This is a genomic window from Bradyrhizobium hipponense (assembly GCF_008123965.1).
Classification (GTDB): Bacteria; Pseudomonadota; Alphaproteobacteria; order Rhizobiales; family Xanthobacteraceae; genus Bradyrhizobium; species Bradyrhizobium hipponense.
Genome location: NZ_VSTH01000260.1, coordinates 1 through 4,722 on the forward strand (window position 1 = coordinate 1; position 4,722 = coordinate 4,722).

3 protein-coding genes are annotated in these 4,722 nt (G+C 55.1%); all 3 read left to right on the plus strand.

Annotation, left to right across the window (positions count from 1 at the left end):
- Positions 1 to 1,318 precede the first annotated feature (1,318 nt).
- Positions 1,319 to 1,624, plus strand: a complete 306-nt coding sequence (locus FXV83_RS43470) for a hypothetical protein (protein ID WP_187436544.1) — start codon at positions 1,319 to 1,321, stop codon at positions 1,622 to 1,624.
- Positions 1,625 to 2,239: 615 nt separating this feature from the next.
- Positions 2,240 to 2,479, plus strand: coding sequence for a hypothetical protein (locus tag FXV83_RS41355; RefSeq protein WP_148745759.1), 240 nt, complete (start codon positions 2,240 to 2,242; stop codon positions 2,477 to 2,479).
- Between the two features lie 693 nt (positions 2,480 to 3,172).
- Positions 3,173 to 4,722 (plus strand): FecR domain-containing protein (locus tag FXV83_RS41360; RefSeq protein ID WP_148745760.1); only part of this gene is annotated, 1,550 nt, incomplete at its 3' end.

Below are 4,722 nucleotides of genomic sequence, written 5' to 3' on the forward strand. Positions count from 1 at the left end.
CGAATGGCCCGTTCGAGGCCCGGGTCAAAACGCGAAAAACACAACGTGAGCAAATTCAGTCCGCCAAGCCCCCATTGAACGGACCTCAAGGGAGGCTTCAATGATCCTCCCCGCTGAAGAGATGCCCGCCAGATCACGTACAGGGCACCGCGGCGGGGCTAAACTGCCTCGCGGTGGCCATGATTTCGAGTGTACATTCGCCCAATCTGGGCGATGGCAGGGCAGTTGCAATGACGGCTCAGTCCCACAAGACCGCAGAAGAGGAGTACGAGGAGCAAGTTCGCATCCTCGTCCGTATCGTTTCAGCCTCCACTTTGGGGCTTCTTGCTTTCGCTGCGGGCCTGCTGATTGGGACCTTTCTGTTTTCGTGATCGAAGATGAATGACCGGCCCTCCGGGCGCGGTTCTGTTTGGTTTGGGCTTCACGAAAGTTACAAGTTTCGCTTTGCCATGGATTTCGCACGATCACGTGCACGCCGTTGGACGACAGTGGCTTGATCCATGTCGTCAAGTATCAGCTGTCGCAACCTGCCTCCTTCGGAGGGTCGACATCGCCGGGCTGCAATATCCTAACTCAGCCCCAATGTCTCTTATGGGTCAATCGCGTCGGTTTCGTCTAACTTCGCGGATGTCCGGTCTACCCCCAATTGCCGCCGTGATGCTGATCACTGCGTTGTTCCGCCAAAATCAAACATACACAGCGCCAAATCCCCGCCGATGACGCGCTGTAAGCGAGTGGGATTACACCTATAGGCCGGCCTTGGGGGAACGTCGGCCCCAGAGAACCTCTTGTGCGCTCAGGCCGCGATCACGGCGATTGGCCGGATAGACGAGTTGGCGTGTCGGCGTGCGGTACCGGCGCACGGTTGCACGCTGCCCTTGAGCAAGTCTCGGTTGATTTAGTCAACGATATTGCAAAGGCCTGGCTCTCCTTTCCGCTCGATAGACGTCGCGAATTCATAAACCATCAGCTCCGGTCCGCTTTGGTTTACCAGACCCCTTAAGCTTTCTCGTCCGCGAGCATGCAACGGTGGCTGCAGATCGGGGACAAATCCCGACAGGGAAGCGTCAGGGCCAGGCCGCATGGCAGCCTGGCCCGCCATCTCGGGAATCCAATGCCTACAAAAACAACGCCACAAAGGTCAGAACGCAAGAAATCAAAAGCGAACTCGTTGCCGCGCTCCGCGGCATCGATGCTATCGGTGGCCACCGCAAAACCTGATTAATATGGTCGCAGTATCCGCCGTCTCGGGCACAGTTCTGCTCGGGCTTCTTGCTGCCAAGCATCTTTGACGACCAGCATTCGCGTATGCGTTGTTATGGAAGAACTCGGCCACTGGCAAACTCCGACCGGGCCTGCAATGCGCGCCTTTCATTTTCTACCCCGCGCCAGCGGTCTTCGCTTCAGAGTGATTTGCGCTCTAAGAAGGGAGATTGCCGCAGGCATCTCTAGGCACGTGGGGAAGACTTTGCTGAATCAAATCAACCAGACTTATTTGTCGCCGCCGCGGCTGGACGATGAACTCGTCACGCAGGCTGCCGCAGCAGCAATCAGAATCTCTCATTTACAATTGCAACGTATACAACGTGAAGGGTTATTGGTGATTTTGAACCATCCAATATGACGCGGAGACTCTTGGGATGGTATCCAGCACCAATCAGCGTTCCGGTTTTGCCGCACAACCGTGGCCCTGCTGAGGGCCTTACCTCGATGCGACAGCCAATCGTAAATTGGCCTTCGTTGTAAGTGGCGCTCCCATCGCCCGCGCCTGCACCAAATCGGCGCTTCCGGGTCCCGAAGAGCGTGGTTTGCCGCTTCATCATTAGGTCATGTCCAACAAAGATTCCTCGCCAGCGGCTTTTGCCCCAGCGGCCGCTGTATACGTTACCCAACAACCGTGCTCCCACGTCGCATGTGGACTCGCGAGCCGTGCCAATGTGAGGCCACTCAGTAGCAGGTGTACCTTGCCGCCCGGCCTGCATCCCTTCTTAGCGACTTTGGCTTTAGCGGATGGGATTTGCTGGGCCAACGCTGCCGATGATTAGAGCGGCGCGACGGTTGAAATCGCGAACAGAATTAGGACTGCGAGCATGATCGATTTCATCACAGATATCCCTTCTTGACCCGTCCGAATTTGTCTGCCATTTTAAATACACCGCATTTAAATATACTCATTTAAAAACGGCTTCTTCAAGAGGTACTTTCAGGCGTATTGCACCCATACCCGTCGGGATAAAAGATGATCGACGAGAAGCTTGTCCGTTTGCGCACTTATCGGAAGAACGTTGAGCGGTATTTGGGCCTGCTTCAAACTACGCTGACCGAGATTGAGCGGCAGTATGTTGAGAGGCGCCTGACCGAAGAACAATCGGCCATGGAGCTGCTGTCTGCCTCGTCGTTTCAGATGGCTGTCGAGGCTAATGTTGCCAAACAAGCATGCAGCCGCCAGCCCGGCTTCAACGCGGCAGAAAAGAGCTAACAACTTTCAATCGAGACCCCATGCGCAACTGGTTCGCAATGGGATGCACAGAGATCCCCGCGAGGGCGAATGCACCTACGGTCCGATATGCAAATCAATGCTGGCATGGCCTAAATCGGATCCAGATCTAAAGGCCGGCATTCTCAATCGTGGGAGAACGCATCGGTGACGCCCTCGCGCCCATGCTCTGGACTTGCTGTTGCTGTCTGCCCGTTTGATCCGGGACTTAGGTCAAACTAACTCTTCGATGTGTCTCGTAGTGCAATTTGAACAGCTTTGCGGATTCGCTCACCTTGGCTAGGGTCGAGCGCTTCCTCCAAGTGATAAATGCGGCATAGCAGGCCGTTGATGCGCCTTACAATAAGGCCGTTATTGGAATGCCGGTTGCGCGCGTGCACTAGTTGACGGCGCACCTCGAACAGATCCATGCGACGAAAGATTCTCGGTTGCACCATGCGAGTTGGACTCTGGCGGTGTGTCCGGCTGATGCGGGACTATTCAGATCGACTCGTCCCGCCGCCGTACACGTATTATCGCGCCATATAACGCGCGGGCGCATTGTTGCGCGTCGAACGATCAAACAGACTTCGAACCAATCCAGCTTTGCTTGCAAAAACGCTTTTCAGCTCGTCGATCGGGTGTTATTAACATTAAATGTAATTAATTTGCAATTTTATTCTTGGGGTCGCGAATTTGAATACCCCATTAAACCCAAAGTTTGATGTTGCTGCGTCTGAGGTCGCGTGGGGGGCCTTTAGTCTCCCTGAGCCTGGCCCAACTGATTCACTCATCATTCCGGACGCGCATCTCTTATTCTCAGGCGAATATGCACGTTCGGGCACTGATCTCATCATTTCTGATCCTAACCATCGGGTCTCGATCCACAATTACTTTCTCGGCGAGAAGCGTTCACCGCTCATTTCAGCAAACGGCGCACTACTCGACTCGAGAGTCGTCGAAGCGCTGACAGGCTATCAAACCTTTGCTCAAGCTGGAGGAAATGCGGCGCCTGTAAAGGTCATCGGCCATGTCGCCACCATAACGGGAAGCGCCAGCATCGTTCGCAATGGCGTTACTATCGAAGCGAATAACGGGGACGTGGTCTATCAGAACGACGTCGTGCAGACTGGAAGTGGCTCTACCATCGGCCTAGTTCTGATCGACGGCTCAACGTTCAACCTAAGTGCAAATACTCGCTTCATGTTGAACGAATTAGGGTATGAAGGGCAGAGTAATGCGAACGGTACTTTAGTCAGTCTGACGAGCGGCTCGAACCATTCTCTGTTCACCCTTGTCCAAGGTGCGGCCAGTTTTGTCGCTGGCCAGGTCGCCAAAACGGGTGACATGCAGGTAGCGACGCCTACTGCCGTGATCGGAATTCGCGGTACAGCAGTTCTTCTTAACGTCGATGCGGTGGATGGGCAGGTCTCGCTTTCCGTTGCCGATCAGCAAGACGGTCAGGTTCATTCCGTACAGGTCTTCAAATGCGTCCCAACTAACTTGCTTCAAGGCGTTTGTACCGCGGGGGATCCCATCGGGATAGTTACCAGCGACGGTCCATCGCTGACCATCACGCCAACTGCCAATTTCGAGGTGATCACCCAAGCCATCAGTAAGAGCCCAGGCCAGGTTGCGCAGGAATTCAACGCCTTTCAGCAGGTGTTAACGACCTACGATATCGGGAAACAGATCGCCCCAGACACTCCGGCACCTAGCGACGGCAAGCGAGGAGATGTCGATACAAAGTCGCTGCAGAAGTTCGCTGGGAGCCCGCCACCATCACCCACTGAGGCTCCGACCACCGTCGTTGCAGACGACGTGAAGGGCCAAGCTGGTGGGGGATCGATCGCTCCAATTTTTGTGGACCTCGCTTCAATCACAGGAAGTTCTGCGTCCGCAACGAAAACGCCTGTCCCCGTTTTGGATACCACGCAAGCTGTTATGGTGACCTCGTTCGGACCTGTAATTATCAGCAACGCAGGCGGTCCGACCAACCAAGGAAGCCAGACGATCAGCGGAACTGTTGATGCCGCTTTCGTTGGCACCACGGTGACGCTGTACGACACTTATAACGGTGTCACCACGCAAATTGGAACGGTTACTGTTGGCTCTGGCGGCGTTTGGAGTACGGCCATCACTCTGGCAGGTGATGGCAACCACAGTATCGTCGCTCTGGACCCTAGCGCCAACATTACCACGAGCGTGCCCGTTGTTTTCACGCTCGACACGGCGGCACCGACGGT

Excerpts from the sequence above, each read along its gene's own strand:
- FXV83_RS41355 (WP_148745759.1), top strand. The coding sequence starts at position 2,240 with ATGATCGACGAGAAGCTTGTCCGTTTGCGCACTTATCGGAAGAACGTT.
- FXV83_RS43470 (WP_187436544.1), top strand. The coding sequence starts at position 1,319 with ATGGAAGAACTCGGCCACTGGCAAACTCCGACCGGGCCTGCAATGCGC.